The 18,880-nt window shown below is 41.7% G+C and carries 19 protein-coding genes, 1 tRNA gene and 2 pseudogenes; 7 read left to right on the plus strand and 15 right to left on the minus strand.

Going from position 1 to position 18,880, the window contains the following annotated elements:
- Together murA and ACFINZ_RS00010 are read right to left on the minus strand one after the other, a co-directional pair.
- Positions 1–1,254 (minus strand): UDP-N-acetylglucosamine 1-carboxyvinyltransferase (murA, locus tag ACFINZ_RS00005; RefSeq protein ID WP_375701090.1); only part of this gene is annotated, 1,254 nt, incomplete at its 3' end.
- Positions 1,255–1,430: 176 nt separating this feature from the next.
- Positions 1,431–1,583: a hypothetical protein gene (locus tag ACFINZ_RS00010; RefSeq protein ID WP_375607050.1), complete on the minus strand. Its 153-nt coding sequence runs from the start codon at positions 1,581–1,583 to the stop codon at positions 1,431–1,433.
- Between the two features lie 176 nt (positions 1,584–1,759).
- Here ACFINZ_RS00010 and ACFINZ_RS00015 point away from each other — a divergent pair.
- Positions 1,760–1,834 (plus strand) — tRNA-Thr (locus ACFINZ_RS00015).
- Between the two features lie 2 nt (positions 1,835–1,836).
- On the opposite strand, the gene ACFINZ_RS00020 is transcribed toward ACFINZ_RS00015, so the two are convergent.
- Positions 1,837–2,187 (minus strand): hypothetical protein, encoded by a 351-nt coding sequence (locus ACFINZ_RS00020; RefSeq protein WP_375634529.1) that lies wholly within the window; start codon positions 2,185–2,187, stop codon positions 1,837–1,839.
- A 2,139-nt stretch (positions 2,188–4,326) separates the two neighbouring features.
- Here ACFINZ_RS00020 and ACFINZ_RS00025 point away from each other — a divergent pair.
- Positions 4,327–4,560, plus strand: a pseudogene (locus tag ACFINZ_RS00025) (DnaJ domain-containing protein); the annotation flags it as partial.
- 914 nt (positions 4,561–5,474) lie between these two features.
- Here ACFINZ_RS00025 and ACFINZ_RS00030 read toward each other — a convergent pair.
- The 5 genes from ACFINZ_RS00030 to ACFINZ_RS00050 form a co-directional block, all read right to left on the minus strand.
- The gene (locus ACFINZ_RS00030; protein ID WP_375684098.1) at positions 5,475–5,633 is read right to left on the minus strand and encodes a hypothetical protein; all 159 of its coding nucleotides are present in this window, start codon (positions 5,631–5,633) and stop codon (positions 5,475–5,477) included.
- Between the two features lie 36 nt (positions 5,634–5,669).
- Entirely contained in the window at positions 5,670–6,434 is a 765-nt protein-coding gene (locus ACFINZ_RS00035; protein ID WP_375684097.1) for a lambda exonuclease family protein, read from the minus strand.
- A 525-nt stretch (positions 6,435–6,959) separates the two neighbouring features.
- The gene (locus ACFINZ_RS00040; RefSeq protein ID WP_273790850.1) at positions 6,960–7,148 is read right to left on the minus strand and encodes a hypothetical protein; all 189 of its coding nucleotides are present in this window, start codon (positions 7,146–7,148) and stop codon (positions 6,960–6,962) included.
- Between the two features lie 2 nt (positions 7,149–7,150).
- The gene (locus ACFINZ_RS00045; protein ID WP_375633340.1) at positions 7,151–7,540 is read right to left on the minus strand and encodes a hypothetical protein; all 390 of its coding nucleotides are present in this window, start codon (positions 7,538–7,540) and stop codon (positions 7,151–7,153) included.
- A 312-nt stretch (positions 7,541–7,852) separates the two neighbouring features.
- Positions 7,853–8,170 carry an XRE family transcriptional regulator gene (locus ACFINZ_RS00050; protein ID WP_273790852.1) on the minus strand — a complete coding sequence of 106 codons (318 nt, stop codon included), beginning with the start codon at positions 8,168–8,170 and terminating at the stop codon, positions 7,853–7,855.
- Between the two features lie 415 nt (positions 8,171–8,585).
- Here ACFINZ_RS00050 and ACFINZ_RS00055 point away from each other — a divergent pair, with 415 nt between their 5' ends.
- The 3 genes and pseudogenes from ACFINZ_RS00055 to ACFINZ_RS00065 all read left to right on the plus strand — a co-directional run.
- Positions 8,586–9,656, plus strand: coding sequence for a DUF1376 domain-containing protein (locus tag ACFINZ_RS00055; protein WP_375684096.1), 1,071 nt, complete (start codon positions 8,586–8,588; stop codon positions 9,654–9,656).
- A 44-nt stretch (positions 9,657–9,700) separates the two neighbouring features.
- A complete protein-coding gene (locus ACFINZ_RS00060) occupies positions 9,701–10,144 on the plus strand; it encodes a hypothetical protein (RefSeq protein WP_375701122.1) in 444 nt (147 codons plus the stop codon).
- Positions 10,145–10,245: 101 nt separating this feature from the next.
- Positions 10,246–12,369 (plus strand): annotated as a pseudogene (locus ACFINZ_RS00065) (toprim domain-containing protein); the annotation flags it as partial.
- Here ACFINZ_RS00065 and ACFINZ_RS00070 read toward each other — a convergent pair.
- From ACFINZ_RS00070 to ACFINZ_RS00100, 7 genes are all read right to left on the minus strand, one after another.
- Complete coding sequence (locus ACFINZ_RS00070) at positions 12,363–12,890, minus strand: hypothetical protein (protein WP_375684094.1); 528 nt, start codon at positions 12,888–12,890, stop codon at positions 12,363–12,365. The pseudogene ACFINZ_RS00065 and the gene ACFINZ_RS00070 overlap by 7 nt on opposite strands.
- A gap of 93 nt (positions 12,891–12,983) precedes the next feature.
- Complete coding sequence (locus ACFINZ_RS00075; RefSeq protein WP_375684093.1) at positions 12,984–13,667, minus strand: hypothetical protein; 684 nt, start codon at positions 13,665–13,667, stop codon at positions 12,984–12,986.
- Between the two features lie 64 nt (positions 13,668–13,731).
- Positions 13,732–13,980: a hypothetical protein gene (locus ACFINZ_RS00080; RefSeq protein WP_375701091.1), complete on the minus strand. Its 249-nt coding sequence runs from the start codon at positions 13,978–13,980 to the stop codon at positions 13,732–13,734.
- 20 nt (positions 13,981–14,000) lie between these two features.
- A complete protein-coding gene (locus tag ACFINZ_RS00085; protein WP_375613616.1) occupies positions 14,001–14,324 on the minus strand; it encodes a hypothetical protein in 324 nt (107 codons plus the stop codon).
- A 56-nt stretch (positions 14,325–14,380) separates the two neighbouring features.
- Positions 14,381–15,013: a hypothetical protein gene (locus ACFINZ_RS00090; protein WP_375671805.1), complete on the minus strand. Its 633-nt coding sequence runs from the start codon at positions 15,011–15,013 to the stop codon at positions 14,381–14,383.
- 15 nt (positions 15,014–15,028) lie between these two features.
- Complete coding sequence (locus tag ACFINZ_RS00095; protein ID WP_375671804.1) at positions 15,029–15,433, minus strand: hypothetical protein; 405 nt, start codon at positions 15,431–15,433, stop codon at positions 15,029–15,031.
- Positions 15,393–15,587: a hypothetical protein gene (locus ACFINZ_RS00100; protein WP_375671803.1), complete on the minus strand. Its 195-nt coding sequence runs from the start codon at positions 15,585–15,587 to the stop codon at positions 15,393–15,395. Before ACFINZ_RS00100 ends, ACFINZ_RS00095 begins: the two co-directional genes overlap by 41 nt.
- A gap of 86 nt (positions 15,588–15,673) precedes the next feature.
- Here ACFINZ_RS00100 and ACFINZ_RS00105 point away from each other — a divergent pair, with 86 nt between their 5' ends.
- Positions 15,674–16,243, plus strand: coding sequence for a hypothetical protein (locus tag ACFINZ_RS00105; RefSeq protein ID WP_375633347.1), 570 nt, complete (start codon positions 15,674–15,676; stop codon positions 16,241–16,243).
- Positions 16,244–16,805: 562 nt separating this feature from the next.
- A complete protein-coding gene (locus ACFINZ_RS00110) occupies positions 16,806–17,171 on the plus strand; it encodes a hypothetical protein (protein ID WP_375636910.1) in 366 nt (121 codons plus the stop codon).
- Positions 17,172–18,880: the final 1,709 nt, after the last annotated feature.

The raw sequence follows: 18,880 nt of genomic DNA on the forward strand, positions 1-18,880 counted from the left end.
TTTTTCTTCTAATCTCTCAAATCCACGATCAAGATGATAAACACGATTGACGATTGTTTCTCCCTTTGCTGCCAATGCTGCAATCACAAGAGAAACAGAAGCACGCAAATCCGTCGCCATGACAGGAGCCCCTTGCAAATTCTCTGTTCCATAGACAGTTGCCGTCTGCCCATCAAGCTTTATCTGTGCCCCTAAGCGATTGAGTTCTTGAACATGCATAAAACGATTTTCGAAAACCGTCTCTGTAATATGCGCGATTCCTTCAGCCCGTGTCATGAGCGCCATGAATTGCGCTTGGAGATCAGTTGGAAAAGCAGGATAAGGTCCTGTTTTAATATCAACGGGCATAATTTTGGTGTTCTTTGGATTTCGCTTAATATGAATTCCTTGAGGTTCTATTTGAATCTCGAGTCCTGTTTTTTGGAGCACCTTAAGCACTTTTGTGAGATGATTAGGATTTGCATTTTTAAGAAAGACATCTCCTCCCGTCATAGCAACAGCCATTGCATATGTTCCCGCTTCGATTCGATCAGCAATAACGCGTACTCTAGCACCGTTGAGTTTTTTAACCCCTTCAATTGTAAGCGTTGTTGTTCCTTCACCGGTTATTTGAGCCCCCATAGCATTCAGGGTTCGAATAAGGTTTGTCACTTCTGGCTCACAAGCCGCATTCTCAAGAGTGGTTGTTCCCTTTGCCATTGTCGCCGCCATCAGCAGCACATGGGTTCCACCAACAGTGACTTTAGGGAAACGATAGTGAGCACCTTTTAACCCCTTTAGCGCTTTTGCATGAACATATCCATTTTCGATAGTAATCTGTGCGCCTAAAGTTTTAAGTCCCTCAAGGATAAAATCGACAGGTCTTGTTCCAATAGCGCATCCTCCAGGAAGCGAAACATAAGCCTCTGCGCATCGTGCAAGCAGTGGTCCGATAACCCAAAAGCTTGCACGCATTTTTTTCACCAGTTCATATGGTGCCCGTGTTGTAGCTATTTTTTGCGCCGTAAAATGAATTGTTCTTGAATTCACGCATTCATCTTTAAACTCTTGTCCATCAACGGCATATCCAACACCATGATTATTGAGAATACGAATAAGCAATTCAACATCGGCCAGATGCGGAATATTTTCTAAAGTGAGCGTTTCTTCTGTAAGCAGCGCCGCAATCATAAGAGGCAATGCAGCATTTTTTGCCCCAGAAATAGGAATTGTTCCTTGAAGTTTTTCTCCCCCAACAATTTGAATAGAATCCATCGTGTTTTCCCTCTTTTCCTTTGTGCCTGCCCTTCCAAAGGATTGTCCCCCTTCGGGAAGTTATGCTTTATTAATCGTTTTAGAACGCATTCTAACTATGAGAACAAATTATTGAGAAGTTTGGTTGCAAAAATTTACTAAAAAACATTTTTTTGCATTTTAGAGCTTTTTGCATTTTAGAGCTCTGGTTGTGCTCTTTTTCGGCTTTGCTCTTTTCGACGTTTCAGGTTTTGACGCAATTGTTGTGCCAATCTTTCTTGACGTCGTTTTGCTTTTTCATCTTGATGATTAATTTCATTTTGTTTTTGTTTTTGATGCATTTGTGTCATTGCGCAACCTTTTAAACAGTGTTGAGCTTCTATCCAAGCAACTCATAACCTTAAATATTTAAGCATATAAGAAACATATGTCATGACATAAGATACGTTTTCTTGCAAGAATATACAAATGTTCTCTTGCCTATTTTCTGACAATATGGCACAAGACAGCGCAAAGATTGAAAAGGGCTGCGGTAGCTCAGTGGTAGAGCACTCCCTTGGTAAGGGAGAGGTCGAGAGTTCAATCCTCTCTCGCAGCACCATTTTATTCTTCTTTTGCCTCTCTCTTCTTGCCCTTATAAGTCTTCCCTATAAGCCTAAATCTTTTCCCCCAACCTCCATCAGCTTCATCAAATCCTCCATCCTTTAAACCATGCGTTTCAATAGCCTCAAAATCAGTAGCTTCAAAATCAATGGACTCAATGACACACTTAATCTCTAAAATGCTTTGCGAATGGCTTTTGAAATTGACCGCCCCCCAAAGAATATCCCCCCACCCCTTGCCTCCCCTTTCCTTGCCTCCCCCCTCTTTCCTTTCTGTAAGATTTGCCCTATCCTTCTCTTTACCAAGCCTCACTGTTGCAACAGCTCTTAGCACTTGAGACGGTATAGACATTTTTATTTTTTCAATATTTTATTTCTTGAATATTTTTCCCCACAAGCTCACCCTGTTTGTAATATGCAAACAAACGATTTTACTTGATTCAATATAAGAGCGTCTGAATAAGAAGGGTTGAAATAAGAACATCTCACACTATTTCGGGCTCTCATTGAAATTCAAATTGAATCTCAATAATGAGTTATTATAAACTCATTGTTTGAACATATCCCATTTATACCTTTATCCGCCCCAAAACGAATAATCTTATCTTTCCAGCCTCTCTATCCACCTCAAGCAACACAAGTATTCCCTGTAAAAATTAGAATAAGCTTCATCGATCCTATTCGTCATTTACAACAGATCTAACAGAGCCATTTCCAGAACCTCCTCTCAACGCCTTTCCCATTCTCCCCACCCCTTACCAAAAGCAAAAACCAAACAGTGATAAAATCCCCTCAATAAAGCTTTCACTAAGCACCCCACGCTCCCATATGGCAAACATCTCATATGACAGGCATCCCCATATACTAGGCATCCCATATGGCAGAAAATTGATAGCCCGCCGTTTCAAAGAAGATCCCTCATTACCAATTTTATACACTATGATTTTCCACGTGCTCTAAGCCATCCCTCTTTCAACACGCATCTTTTTTATACGAATACTTTGATTGATACGGATAGCGTTATTCGTCTTGCATAAGAGCCCCAAGAGTGAAAAGCTCTCTCCCTCTGTTCTATTGAAATTAATCACCCCTCTTCGCTTACACTTCACAAGCAGAAAGATCCGTATGGCGAGAAACTTTCCAAGAAAAGCATATCTCTTCGTAAAAAGCCTCCCAGTAAACGAGATTATGAATCGTCTCAAGAGCTACAGCCCATGCCGCAATTTTGGCAACGGCCCCCCAATAGTACCAACTTACTTTTTCATAAAGTAAGATAGGGTGCGCAATGTTTATAATCTCTGGGGGGTATAATCTACGGACTTTATAATCTACGGGGCTTGACCGTTATACCCCTCACGATATTATTCACAAGCGCCAGTATGAAATTTACGAACGCCGGCATAAAATGGCTGTGAAATGAGCTTAGAGCGAGATATCTTTATTAAAACAAGTGCGTGAATGTACAACAACAAGTATATTTCATTTGGAGTATTTTGGATATTCCCTACTCTCCCCACCCTAGGACAACCATTTTGGCTACAGATCCCCTTATATTTTCTGCTGTCATACCTCCTCCAATAAGCTAAAACCCCACATATGCGGGGTTTTAGCCAGTACCACACCTTTGTTTAGACACATTATGATCATTATAACCATTTTTATTAAATACGTTTTTACATATATTTTCAACACAAAAATAACACATATTGATTTATTTAACAGAAATGACTTATAAAAGCTTGTTAGAAACAAAAGCCAATAAATACCCTCTGTTTAAACACTTTATTTGCTATAGCAATAAGCACTGTTTTATTTACGCATCATACAACGAGTGGATGTACAACAGATGGTCTTTTTGTTGGAAGTACTTCTCCGATCAATTGTATTTCAAAAGAATATATAAGACAGAAAATAAAAAAGAAGCTATTAGAAAAAGAACGCGAAAGAGAATGGTTAGAGCTTGAACAATTTTCTGTTAGCGCTTGTCCAAGTGGAAAATTTCCTGTTTATTATGGCGTTTCTATTATCGATTGTGTTTCAGAGGAAGAACTAAAACAAAATCGTTTTAATAATGAAATTAATATAATGAACTTATTCCTGCAATGGTTTATCGTAGCACTCGTAATAACAACGATAATGTCTGTTCCCATAAGTTTACTTTGGCGTTTTAGATTTAAGGTTCCTGCCTGTTTATTTACAATAATGACAACCTTGGCTATTATTGCCGTCCCTTTTACATTTGATTTATCGTCTCTCTTTTAATCTATTTTTGTAAAAAAATATTTCTAAAATATTAAAAACACCCTGCATTTTTAAGCGTTTTGAACTGTATCTCCTCTCATTTAGAGACAATAGCCCCAAGTACAGCCATGCCATTCAATACGATTTTAACCATATTTCTAACATAAAAATAACACATGTTGATACATTCAAAAGAGATCAATTAAACGATCTTATAAAATAAGAGCAATACACAAAGTGGCTGTATTTAATGATAGTCAATGAAGACGATTATTATGGAATTCTTGGTGTAAGCTACGAATGCAACGATAAACAGATAAAATCTGCTTTTCGTAAATTAGCTCTGCAATACCACCCTGATCATAATTCTAGTACCGAAGCAGAACAAAAATTCAGAAAAATTTGTGAAGCCTATGAAGTTCTTAAAGGTCCTCAAAAGAGAGCTGCTTACAATCAGTTCTATCATAAAACTTTTAAAGATAATCACAAGGCTTCTGAAATTAGTAGAAACCAAGAGAACAGACGACAAGATAATACCAAGCGTGTAATTGATAGTATCGCGTATGTAATTTTCATTATTTGTGGAATAATACCTGTAATGTATTTTATAATTTTATTTTACATGGAAGATATTCTGAATAAATAAGTATAGGGTTATTAATTCTCATAAGCATAAAAGGATATTTGGTAAAGATTGGTGCATTTATCTTCGGGCTCATACTAATATCATTTATCAAATTTATATGGAGAAGTATCTATTGATCAGTGCTTTTGAAGAGCTTTAAGATCAGCCCCACAGTGAATTCACAAAATGTGGTCATTTTTGATTTTCTATAACAAGGTAGTGTAGAAAAACATAAAGATTATAATATCTCTATCCGTTCTTTCCCTATTCTCCCGTTTTCCCTACCCTTCTATTTTCTTCCACAACCTGCCCCCCAATCTTTCCCCCAACAAGCCTACTTGACTCCACACAGGCTTTTTCTCATGTCCCTACATCCTTTTCCCCATATTGGCTAAAAAACGCCCCTCAAACGACTCTTTCCCAAAAAAACAAAAGCACCACAAGGACCATTTCCTCTCCAATGAAAAAGCACTTGTCCGGCAACTTAGCCATCATGGGGGCCTTTCATCGCGCCCCCAAACACGGCACAACACAAAAGCGGACAGAACCGCACCCCACATCCCCTATCTCACTTCCCTAACATCTTCCCCCAAAGTACTTCCTTATCTCTCTTATTTTTCACTTGACTGCCCCTCTGAAACACCTTCTTCCATTTTCCCAAGCAATAGCTGTCACGCGAAGTCTCTCTCCCTTCAACACCCACCTGCTTTTCCGCTTACTTCTTGCCTTATGACTAAAGCTTGCCTCTCCTCAACGCTACACAAGATCCCTTCTCACCCCGTCTCATTCTCGTTTTCCCCTCCAGCATACGTCTTGTCTTCATTCCAAGCACCCTTTCCCCCCATTTCCGACCATGCTTTCACATTTCTGTCCCCTAAGTTCGCTATGCTCCCTGCTTCCCTGCCCCCCTGTTTGGCACCCTCCTCCAACATAAAAACCAACTCTTTTCCCCCTCTGCTCTTTCCTTTTTATAGAACTTTGCCTCTCCTCAACGCTACACAAGATCCCTTCCCACCCCGTCTCATTCTCGTTTTCCCCTCCAGCATACGCCTTGTCTTCATTCCAAGCACCCTTTCTTTCCCCTCCTTCAAAGCAATTTCTGTTCTTATATGAAAACCTGTCCCAACAGATTTAATTTGCTGTACCATCTTCTCCAACGCCTCATTAAAACGGTTAATTTCATTTTCAAGTTTGCAAATATACGCTTCATCACGATAAGCCCGTTTAATCAAAGGGGGCATATCCGGCCAATAGAGCATTAAATCCACCCATTCGCGTTGAGAAATCCATAATCCCCCTTGACATTGTGCTTTATGTTCTGCTGGAAAACTCTTTTGCATGAAATGAGGGATCAAAATTTCAGGTTTTTTTGTTTTAATTTCTAATAAGCCATTTTTTCCCACAAAAGCATCGGGGGAAAATCCTTGTCCGCGATCATCTGCCAAAACAAAGCCAATACATTCAGGTTCTGTATGTGTCAGTTTCCCATAAAGCTGTCGTGCGCTTGGTTCTAATTCTGTTCCACGTCGCATAGAAAGTGTTGTTCCTTCATCAACGGTTTTTCCGGTAATTCTTTCTCCCGCCAATTTCATCATCACACTCTGATAGCGTGACGTTTTTTGCCCTTGTTTTTTTTGCGCCATAACCATCTCAAACAAAGAAGCCGTAATCAAACCATTACGCGCTTGCTGCCATTCCTCTGTTCCTTGAATACAATCGATAATGATTGGCATAGTATTTCTCCCCTTCATCTTTAAGGTGTTTTGTAATATATCCTCTTTAAAGCATTCACCTTTTTTAAGCTGTTTCCCTCACACGGACTAAAGACAACAACATCCTTCAATATTGTGCCCTAAAAAAACACAAAAACCGGCTCTTTCCCCTTGAACTTGCCTTTTTATAGGTTGGAACCTGTCTGTACTGCTGCTTTTCTTCCCCCTAAGCCTTCATTTTTGTTCTCCAGCATGCTTTCCGTATCACTCCAAGTCACTGAATGACGACCTGCCCCTTCATTGCCTTATCCCCCTAATGAACCAGCCGGCAACTTCCCCCACACAAGCGCCCACAATTCCTCATATATAGGCTCTTTTCTTCATGCCCCCCTTTCCCATATCGGCTAAGAAAATCCCCGCGCAAAGCTCTCCCCCCCAAAGCGGCTCCCCTAAGCTTCCCTCCAAGAACGAAAGCATAACGTGCACCATTGTCACCGCAATGAAAAAGCACTTTGGCCCATCATTGCGGCTTCTTTTTCAACCCTGCTACTGCACGACGGAAAAATCATGGCGGCAATATTCTTCCTCCAATTTTTTTGCCATAGACTGAGCCACTTCTTGCGATATAAAAAGTATAGCGTTGTGTTTTTGTGGTTCGAGTCTGATTAAATTTCGCATATTTCCAGCATAATAAAGCGGAATCCCTTGATACGAAGTCTTGAGATAACTTGGCATGTTTACCACCAATAATCTGTCAAGACATCACATGGGCGTAAACGATGCTGTTTTTCATAAGAGCCATAGAGATTATCTTCATAATCGCAAGCCGCTCTTTCATTCAAACAAGCATGATAAGCTTCACTATTCAAAATGAAAGGCTGCAATTGTGTATTTTCTTCATTCATTTCATGATTTTCGACATAAAAATCAGCGATTTGTTCCGTAATATCTTCAGCATGAGAAGTTGTCAGATCGAGTCGTAAAACTCTATAAACAGTTTCACATTCTTCAATCAGTTCGAGCACTTCTTCGATTTCGTCGATTGTTCCTTCATAAGTACAAGGATTTTCCTCTTCGCATAAAACGATAATGATTTCATCCTCTTTAACGAATGGAATATTTTTCATGATTTCCCCCTTTAGATAGTTGATAAAGCATAGCCTTGTCTTGACAAGACTAAATATAGCGTTAGTCTTATATCCTCTATAGGAGAGATGTCAACCATTTTATCCTTCATAAAAGATATATTTTAAATATCTACGGGGTTCAAATGACATATGTAAAGAAAAATCTATTATTCTTTGTTCCTCTCATGCCCCTTTGTTGTTCTCTATTTGTTCTTACAAAATTGCAATTATAAACACACAGGAGAGATAAAATGAGTGACATAATATTAATAAAACACTGGAGTCGCCTTGATTCAAAAGCACAGAAGGAAGTTATTTTGAAGCTTCGTCAATTGGTCGCCGCAAAAGAGTCAAAATCGCCTGTCTCTCTTGCGGAGAGAGTTTCGAAATAAGCTCTATAAATTCTTTATCTTCAGGGCTAGCCCCTTTACCGTAAAGAATATAATTCATACTGATATTAATTTCGTGACAAATTCGCGAGAGAGATTCGATTGTTGGTTCTTTTCCTTCAGAAAGAATAGAATGAAGGTACCCCGCACCTTTACCGGCAGCGAGGGAGATAGATCTTTTTGACCGCCCACTTTTTTCCAAAGCGATTCTTAATCTTTGACGCCAACCATCGATATTCATAATTTCACCATATAGCGCGTCTTTTTAAAAAAACACGTCCTTTTTATAAAACGGGCTTGCATTATCCTCTAAAAAGGATAAAATTAAGGAAACAAATTTTACTTTTTAGGGGGAATTTTTTTTATTTTTAGATCATAAAAACACTTTAACCACCCTACCGGATATAAAAGACCACCTCCAAAGCTTCTGCCCAAAAGCAAGTACGTTGAGAATGTGTGGTATTCTTTATTCTTTCCATCACCGCAATCTTAAATCGTAAGTTTGCATGCGCTTCAAGCACAGCCAATCATTTATAAGCATCGTAAAGAAGCCTCTAGTCATCATCGAACAGAGCCAAAAACAACACAAGTTAAATCCTTATTTGAGCTTTTATCATCAATAAAAATGTATAAAAAAGAAGAAAGTAGATTGCAGTATGAAACACGCTAATCAACAAGAAACTCCTCATTATGAATCGTCTAGGCTTCCATATGTTTGTTGGTATCAAAATGACTTTCTAGGAGGTGTACGTGGGATGCGCGCACACGAAATTGGAATCTATACGATTCTTCTCAATGAAATGTATGCCCGTGGCCGACCTTTAGAAATATCGAAAGAACGTTTAGCGCGTCTTTGTGGTTGTGACAAGCGAACTTTTGTTAATGTTTTAGAGATGCTCATCCAAGAGGGTAAGATTTTAAATTTAGCCAATGGATTATGGAACAAGCGTTGCGAAAATGTTTTTCAAGAGCGTGAAAAATTGCTTGAACAAAAATCCTTTGCGGGTCGTTCTTCGGCAAAAAAACGCAAGAAAATCAATGCAGAGATGCAACAACTGCTTAACGAAAGTCCAAAAGATGTTGCACAAAACTCAAAAGCTCAAAAGGCAGAAGAAAAGGAAACACCTTACGGTGTTTTAGAAAAGAAAATTTTGTTTGATGAGACAGAACCTTGTTTTTCCTTCGAAGAGAACTTTGAACAAAGCGATCATCCATCCCCCTCACCGGCTCTTGATTCACCTCTCCCTTCTCCTCCACAAGAAGAAACGGAGCAAAAAAACGCCTCCCCTTTAAATGCTCCCCAAGCCGAGTTCACTCCCGCCCCTATCGCGCAAATTGTCACGGGGGGAAAAACAAAATCTGCCACCACTCTTCCCCCCAGCAATCTTCCTGCCTCCGTCCCTCCTTCTTCCAACAAAAAAACCACAACCTCAGTTGCCAAAGGGCATCGTCTTCCTGAGCATTGGCAAGCAGACATCAAGGCGGCAGTTTCAGAAGGTTTGAGTGAAAGCCAAGCCCATTGGCAAGAAAAGAAGTTTCGCGACTATTGGCAAGCCAAGGGCGGCAAAGAAGCACTCAAAGTAGACTGGCAAGCCACATGGCGCAACTGGTTTCGCCGTGAGATCGAACGGCAAGAACAGCAAAAACAGGGAGGCTCCTCATCTTTTACCTCTGAGAACAACGACACGCTTTACCGCAGTTTGATCAACTATAACGACAATTTTTGACATCACAAAAACAACGTATTTTTCAAGCAAGCGCGGGGACAAAAATGCTTCAAAACCACAACAGCATCGGACAAAATAACACAGAACAAAACAAAAGGCGGCAAAACAACAATGAAATAAGCTCTTCACACAGCAAAACGAGACAACATCGACCATTTTGCTCTCATCACAAAAGCGTTTTCCCCACGCAAGGACCCCCACAGGCACCCCCCGCATACCCCCCAATACACACCCCAACAGGACTCCAGCATGCACCACCCCCTCACAGGCATATCCACCCCACCCTTCTTGCACCCCCTTCCTCTTTTCCACCTTCCTCCTTTTCCCAAGGCGCCACTTCCCCATGCTCTTGGCAAACAAACATCAACACAGCCATTTCAGAAGGTTTGAGTGAGAGCCAAGCCCATTGGCAAGCCAAGAAGTTTCGCGACCATTGGCAAGAAAAGAGCGGCAAAGAAGCTCTCAAAGTAGACTGGCAAGCCCCATAGCACTACGGGACTTTACGATCAGATCAAACGGTGAGAACAGCAAAAACAGAGTCCTCACTTCTCACATCTTGAGAAAAACGACAATAATATCACGAATGACCATGAGCACAATTTTTGAAATCAAACAAAAACTTATCTCACAAGCCGATAGAATAGCAGAAATGCTTCTTCCCCAAGGGCACAAACGAGGCAACAATTGGATTGTAGGCAACACACGTGGTGAAGCTGGTCAAAGTTTATCGATTTGCTTGAGTGGTAGTAAAGCAGGACTTTGGTATGATTTTGCAGAAGGCACTGGAGGAGATCTTTTAGACCTTTGGTGTGAAGTCAAAGGCATTAGCCTTTCTCAAGCCTTAGAAGAAGCACGCGCGACTCTCAATCTGACACGCCCCAAACCCTTTATGGCGCCCCATCGTTCCTATCGCCGTCCACCGGTTCCTACAGGGCAGAGCCCGCAGAATCTTGTAAAAAACTATCTCCACGAAAAACGCCACATTCCTTTAGAGATTATAAAGCGTTACCGCATAGGAGAAGATGGTGAAAAAATCATTTTTCCCTTTTATAAACCCGACGGCACCCTTGCTTTAGTCAAAGAACGGCTCGCACAAGCAGGAGCAAAAACCAAACCAACAGCCTCCCAATGTGAACCGATTTTATTTGGTTGGCAAGCCCTTTACCCCACAAACCACCCCGCCACGCACACGCCCCAACAAGCAACCCAGCACGCACCTCAGCAAGCATTCCAACACACACCTCAGCAGCAGGGACCCTCAACCAACCCCACCTCTACACAGGCATCCCAAAACACCCCCTCAACCAACCCCGCCTCTACACAGGCATCCCAAAACACCCCCTCAACCAACCCCGCCTCTACACAGGCGCCCCAAAACACTGCCTCAACCAACCCCGCCTCTACACAGGCATCCCAAAACACCCCCTCAACCAACCCCGCCTCTACACACACACACCAACAGGCACCCACGCATGCGCTCCAACAGGCGCCATTCCCCATTTTTTCTTCAACAAACCGTATCATTGTTATCACTGAAGGAGAAATTGATGCACTTTCCTTAGCCGCCTATGGATATCCGGCGGTCTCTGTTCCCTTTGGAGGAGGTAGTGGAGGCAAACACAACTGGATTGAAAATGAATTTGATCATTTAGAATCTTTTGAAACGATTTTTTTAGCCACCGATATGGACAAGCCCGGAGAAGAAGCAGCCCGTGAGATTGCCAGCAGGCTTGGACGCCACCGTTGCTACCGTGTCCGTTTACCCCTTAAAGATGCCAATGACTGTTTAACCGCAGGGATTGATAAAGCCACCATAAAAGCCGCCTTTTCCTCAGCACAAAGCTTTGCACCAGAAGGTTTACGGCGCGCCTCAGACTATAAAGATCAAGTGATTGGGCTTTTTTGGCCAGAGCCTGAAAAACATCTTGGTTATACGGTTCCCTATCCTAAACTGAAGGACAAATTGCATTTCCGCCCAGCAGAATTAACGCTCTGGAGTGGTGCGAGTGGTGCAGGTAAAAGCCAATTATTATCAGACTGTATTCCCCATTGGATTGCACAAAAGAGTCGCCTTTGCTTAGCGTCTCTAGAAATGAAAGGAGAACAATCACTTCGCCGTTTAACCAAACAAACGGGCGGCTTAGAACAGCCTACAAAAGAGACAATTGAACGGATTCTTCATTTTTTAGACGAAGGGCTTATTCTTTATGAGCATGTTGGCAAATCGAGCGTAGATACCTTGCTTGAAGTCTTTGACTATTGCCGTGCGCGCTATGGCTGCGATCAATTTATCATCGACAGTTTGATGCGGCTTGGCATTGCCTCTGATGATTATGCAAGACAAGAACAAGCCGTTTATAAAATGGTTGATTGGGCTGTTTTAAACAATGTACATATTCACCTTGTAGCCCATGCCCGAAAAGGCGGTCTGGATAAAGATATCCCCAGCACAGAAGACATTAAAGGCGCCTCAGAAATTGGTGCCAATGCCTTTAACATTATCACCATTTGGCGCAATCGACCGTTAGAAGACAAAATCTTTGCCGCTTCTCTCGCACAAGAAAAAGCAGATTTAGCCAAACGCCCTGGCGTCATTATGAATATTGCCAAACAACGTTCTGGTGATTTTGAAGGCAAAATAGGGCTTTGGTTTGATCCCCAAACCTACCGCTATCGCTGTTCTTTTGAACAATCATTCCCTCGACGTTATCTGTAATACCCCATAAACCCCACTCTCTTTAAAAACGCCTCCGCCTTCAAACGCGCACGCCTTGCTCCCACAGAAACAACAGGAAGGATAAATCCACAAATGATGAAAAACACCCAATCCTTCGCAAACCAAAGCCAGCTCAACCCTAGATTCTCTGCTCCCAGACGGAAACAAAAAAAGGTCGCTCCAACAACGGCGCAAAACACCACCCCCTTCAATAACCACAAACAACGCGTCACCACCCCATCTCGCCGCCCCCTCATATGCAAAATCAAGAACCACTCCAACAGTGCAGCAAACACGATCCCCATCAAGGACAGGAGTCCCCATGGTATGTCCATACTCTCCATCCCCAAAAGAGCTAAAAAAAGGACGACTCCTAAAACGCCGTAAAACAGCACTTCCTTCAAAAAGAGGGAAACACCAAAAATACAATAAAACGCCGCCCGCCACCACGGAATATCGAAGCGCTTGGAAACCTTATAAGTACCAATAACGACAACAATAAAAAGGTAGGAAAACACCAACAACAGCAAAAAAAAACAAATCGTTCGACATCAAATACCCCTCACAGCAAGCCCATTAAAGATCACACCCATAAGACAAAAAAACACCCCCTACTTTAAGAACCAAGCCCATAGAACACGCGCACGCCTTACACCCTGATAAATCAAAGGAAAAAGAAATCCAACAATAAAGGAAAACATCCCATCATTCGAGAACCAAAGCCAGCTCAACCCTAGATTCTCTGCTCCCAGACGGGTAAAAAAAAGGATTAGTGCCAAAATGCAGCAAAACAGCACAAAATTCAAAGCACGCAACAACCTCTGTAACACCGTATCACCTTGCTCGCGTATAAAGAACCCCAAGAGCACTTTCAACAATACAGTCAAGAGCAATCCCTTTAAGAATACCGCCCTTATGCTATCCATATCTCTGACACCCACAGCAGCAAACCACAGGATAAAGCCCATCATGCAACAAAACATAACTGCTTTTAAGAACACTTGCCAAGCAACAGGCATACTCTTGACGCCCAGATGCACCAAACCAAGGACAGTTGCAAAAATGCAAGAAAACACCGCCCCCTTCAAGAGCAGCTCCCCGTCAACAGCGCGCCTGCCCACGCCCACATAAATAAAACCAAGGTAGGTGGCAAGGGCGCCATAAAGCACCACCCATCTCCAAAACATCCACCCTGTAACAGAGCGACGCTTTGCTCCCTTATAAATAAAAACCAAGGCTAGAGCAAAAAAGCAGAAAAACCAAGGCAACAGCCAAAACATCACATCGTTCGACATCAAATACCCCTCACAGAAAGAACATCAAAGACCATGCCCGTGGAAAAGAAAAATGCTCATTTTTTTAAGCACCATCCCAACAGTACACGCACTCACCGTACCCCCTCCAAAACAAAAAAGGAACAAATCCAACACTGCTCACAAACACCCCATTGTTCAAGAACCAATGCGTGCTCCAGCCCATATGCTTTACTCCCACATGTGCCAACCCAACAACAGCTCCAACAACGCCACCAAACACCAGCCCCTTAAAAAACATGTCCCATGCAACCACCATACACCCCGCACCCTCATAAGCAAAACCAAAGACCATGCCCAAAATGCAGCAAAAGATCAATCCTTTACAAAGAATGAAAGCCTAAACCCAAGACGCTTTGCCCCTAGACAAATAAGCCCAAGGATAAGACCAAAGACAACGCCAAAAAGAATGTTAAAAACCCACTTGTTTGAAAACCACACCTGAGCCAAACCAAAATGCTCAGCTTTCGCATAAACAAAATCAGAGGTCACGCCAACAAAGAATGCAAGCACCCCACCCTTAAAAAAGTCCTTCCTTGTAAACCCGAAAAACCTTATTCCCACATAAATAGAAACAAAGGCGAGCGCCAAAGGGCAGAAAAACCCCAACCACTGCCAAAACATCAAATCGTTCGACATCAAATACCCCTCACAGAAAGAACATCAAAGACCACGCCCGTGGGAAAGAAAAATGCTCATTTTTTTAAGCACCCCAACAGTACACGCATACACCGTACCCCCTCCAGAGCAAAAAAAGGAACAAGTCCAATAGTGCCCGCAAACACCCCATTGTTCAAGAACCAATGCGTGCTCCAGCCCATATGCTTTACTCCCACATGTGCCAACCCAACGACAGTGCCAATAATGCAAGCAAACACCACCCACTTGAAGCACCACACCCCACGCGATATCCATTTACCCCGCACCCTCATAAGCAAAACCAAGGACAGCGCCAGCAATGCAACAAACACCGCTCCTATCACTAAAAATTCCCATGATATATCAAAACGCTTCGCTCCCTTATAAGCAAAGCCAAGAACCACTACAGCAATGGTGCAAAACACCACAGCCTTCAAAAACACGCCCCACGATACAGTCCTACGGTCTGCTCCCACAACAATAAAACAAAGGGTCGCTCCAGCAATGCAAGAAATCTCCACCCCCTGCCAAAACACCTCCCACGTCATAACCGGTCGCCCCGCATCTTCATAAGCAAAACCAAGGACCATGCCAACAACGCAGAAAAATGCCAGCCCCTTCAAAAACATGTCCCGCGCAACCACCATACGCCCCGCTCCTTCATCAATAAAAATCAGAGACCATGCCAAAAATGCAGCAAAAGATCAATCCTTTTCAAAGAATGAAATCCTAAACCCAAGACGCCTTGCCCCTCTATAAATAAGAGCAAGGACAAAGCCCAAAAGGACATAAAACACCCACTTGTTTGAAAACCACACCTGAGCCAAACCAAAATGCTCAGCTTGCTTATAAACAAAATCAGAGACAGCAGCCAAAATGAAGCTCAACAACACCATCTTGAGGAACAAACCCTTCGTTACACCACGCCGCTGCATTACTTCATAACCCAACATAAGGAAAATACCGGGAATGCCATAAAACGCCACAGCTCGTAAAAATACGCCCCACGTCATCCCCAACGCCTTCATTTCCACATAAACAGCCACAGAGACATAGGCCACAATACAGCTAAACACCAATCCCTTCAGAGACAAAAGCCCGCGCGCCATCACTCACCTCCCCCATCAAGTCATTCAAGGAAAATCCACCATGCGACAAAACACCTCTCTTTTCAAGAGCCAAATCCATGGGGCTCCCACACACAAGCGCAACAGTCCAAGTCACCCCCAAGAGCGCATACCCACACGGCACACTCCAACACATGTCTTCCTCTCATCCCTCTCTTTTGCCTAGAGCAAGCAACATTTTTTAAAAACGAGAAGCAAAATTAAAATTTTTAAGGAGATGCTATGACCCATAAGCAGAAAAAAAATACGCAAACCTGCCCGCTTGAACATCAAGATCAAGGAAAGCACATTGGTCATTTAAAGACGCAAGAAATCCCTGTTGAAACAAGTAATCCTTATTTTAAACCCAATCATCGAGAAAGTTCCAGCAATCCGCGCACCATCAATGCCATTGCCAATGCACAAAGCCATCCCATTGCCCTTTTATATGCGAAAGGACATCTCAGCAAAGCCCAATATAAAGCAGCAGAACGTTTTTATTTTTACTGGCGTCAAAGCCAAGCCGATCTCCACATGAGCCTTGACTACACCCGTGAAAAGGTTTCCTGTAGCCAAGGGTACACACACCCTATTGAACGTCAAATAGAAGCATCCAATCATTTAAGAACAATCAAAGTTCAACTGGGTATTCTTGGCTATTCACTGCTTGAACGCGTTATCGGCTATGGACAAGCGATAAAAGAATTAAGTTCTTCAAAACGCAAACAAAACTCTCTTGCCGATCATTTACGAGATTGTTTAGACTTGCTCGCATTTCATTGGGGATATGCAAACCATAAACATTTTGAATAATCCCCTCCTCGCCATTTTAAGCGGCCTCCCATGTTGCCCCGCCCCCTCTAAAGCCCTTCCCACACACACGGGCTCAAGCATTGAGCAGCTCTCGCCCCCATTTCCATTACCTTGCCCCCCCACCCAAAAGGACAATACTTCACCCCCCTCACATACTTAAGATACACCCTACACTCTTAAAAACAAAAAGCCTTCCCCCATATCAATCCTATAATCATGAGGGGCTCTTAATTCGTTTTTGATTGAAGAATATTATCAAGATGCATGCATGCATCATAATATTTTTAAATATAGTTTAATTAATATCGAGTCTTAAAATAAATATTCAATTGAAAAAAGTATTAAGTTTTAATGCAAAATGACAAAATTTTTTTGTAAAAAGTATTTTTTATATTGCTATTTTTTCAATTCTCTGCTAATTATAATGTGGTAGGTTATTTAAGTATGATTTTTTTGTATTAGTACGGCCTTTTGAATTTATTCTTTTTTGACACGTCCTGCGAGTCAATGTTAAAATTCTCCTGCTTTTTGGTCCTCTGATTGCGACGGAGGACTTTTTTTTATGACTGTACTTTTTTATAACTGTATTGTCTTAAATCACTTCCTTATGAGCTTTGTGATATTCCTCCATAAGGTTTACCCGCAAAATAGATCATTCTTTTGTCAAATTGACTTGCGTTCCATTCTTAAAGAACAAAGATTCTTAACTCAATCTGATTTACAAACAGCTTGGATACACTTCCCTCTTGGTTTGCCATTCCCTCTTGGCTTCTATTCAGGGTTTTCCGCTAAACTCAAGGCGCAACAGAAGCTTGCTCTGTCTCAAAAATTCACCACGCCCTTAAAAAAACACTTAAAACATATCCAAGGAAGCTTGCTTCATATCACCAAACCTCAAATGACCGTGTTTTACGGCATAACAGAATGACTTAACTATTGGATAACTTTCTTTATCGCCCCCCAACAGGTTGATGTATCACGACAACATATTGATTTATAATCATATCCCGTTATCCATATAAAATTAAGAGACGCAGATATCATAGGGATTCTCTCATTTTAAATTTATTTCATGTTGCATCAATCAACACCTTGTCTTTTCCACATTACAAACATGAGAAACATATGAAATAACGCACTTCAAAGATTTCAAAGATAAAGAATCAAAATGCCTCTTATGAACACGCTCAAGAGCCAAAGGCTGTCATCATATGAGACGCGAATAGTATAATAGTATACTGGCTTTTCCTTATGAGAATTTAAAGAAGGACTTATCCACTTCGCAAGAGATTTCTCTATTATCAGATTTACCAATATCCCCAATCACCAATATAATTGTGATGATAAGATAACATAATGTTTTTAAACAAGTAGGTAAGTGTGCAACACAAATATATTCTATTTAGAACATTCTGTTTTACGTGAGTCGCGTAACCTCCCATTAAAAAACAAAATCCCCCATTAAAAACAAAATCCCTATAAGAAAAAATCTAAAGCGTGAGAATAAAAACATGAGACAAGTGTGATTCCATTCAGATATTGCTCTTTAACCGTCAAACCGAATAAAAATAGATCCGGAAAATATGTTAATCTTCCTACCTTAAGAGATAAACTAAGAATATAGACAACATCTCTCCTAACATTCCCCTTTTTCTAGCATCGCGTAAGAATCAAAAGTTATACAGCTTATTTTGTCATATTATAAAGCACTGTTTTTTTAAGGCGGTGTTGAAGCAGTTAAAACGATTGAAGTGTTTAGCCAACGCCATCGCCATTAGCAAAGCTAAAAAAACAAACTGTTGAAAAGCCGTGCATATCTTGTGTAAACACAAAAAAAACAAGAAAAAGGCACAAAAATATCTCAATTTTTATAAAAATACTCAGCGTCTTTTACGATTGTATTGACGAACAACCCTTATCACATAATCATCTTAAATATTGAGAATAAAGAATGAATAGCCCTCGCAAATACAGCAACCTATCAATATAAAATATAAAAACAAATCTTTTGGTTATCTCTGTTTCTTATGGAATATGCCTTTCCCTATGGATGCACTTTAGCCTCCAAAGAGTGCATTCAATCCATGGAAAGGATGCACTCCAGCCCTCAAAAGAGTGCATCCTTCCCCTCAACGGATACCGCCAAACCCTCATAAAGGCAGTATCCAATCTATAAGAGGATGCACTCTAGCCCTCAAAAGAGTGCATCCTTCCCCTCAACGGAGACCGCCTCAACCCTCATGAGGCAGTATCCAATCTATAAGAGGATGCACTCAACCCCTCAAAAGAGTGCATCCTTCCCCTCAACGGATACCGCCAAACCCTCATAAAGGCAGTATCCAATCTATAAGAGGATGCACTCTAGCCCTCAAAAGAGTGCATCCTTCCCCTCAACGGAGACCGCCTCAACCCTCATGAGGCAGTATCCAATCTATAAGAGGATGCACTCAACCCCTCAAAAGAGTGCATCCTTCCCCTCAACGGAGACCGCCTCAACCCTCATGAGGCAGTATCCAATCTATAAGAGGATGCACTCAACCCCTCAAAAGAGTGCATCCTTCCCCTCAACGGATACCGCCAAACCCTCATAAAGGCAGTATCCAATCTATAAGAGGATGCACTCTAGCCCTCAAAAGA

The sequence above is a fragment of the Bartonella sp. AA81SXKL genome (genome assembly GCF_042196945.1).
Lineage (GTDB): Bacteria > Pseudomonadota > Alphaproteobacteria > Rhizobiales > Rhizobiaceae > Bartonella.